Below are 286 nucleotides of genomic sequence, written 5' to 3' on the forward strand. Positions count from 1 at the left end.
GCTAATACAAGCTAAAGGTCACGATTACAGCTTACAAGCGCTACTAGGCGGCTCACAAGATGATACAACACCATTTTTAGGCGGTAAGTTTGCCACTATTTATTTAGCACCTAAAGATTACCACCGTATTCATATGCCAATTGATGGGACACTAAGCAAAATGATTTACGTGCCAGGTGATTTATTTTCAGTAAACCCACTTACCGCGCAAAACGTGCCTAACTTGTTTGCGCGTAATGAACGAGTAGTAGCAATTTTTGAAACTGAAATTGGTCCGCTTGCTATG

At 40.9% G+C, this 286-nt stretch carries 1 protein-coding gene; it reads left to right on the forward strand.

Going from position 1 to position 286, the window contains the following annotated elements; genetic code table 11:
* A partial coding sequence (gene asd, locus AAEY57_RS19710; RefSeq protein WP_350608634.1) for an archaetidylserine decarboxylase occupies positions 1 to 286 on the forward strand: 286 nt, incomplete at both ends.

This window comes from Pseudoalteromonas sp. MER144-MNA-CIBAN-0113 (assembly GCF_040308965.1).
Lineage (GTDB): Bacteria > Pseudomonadota > Gammaproteobacteria > Enterobacterales > Alteromonadaceae > Pseudoalteromonas > Pseudoalteromonas tetraodonis.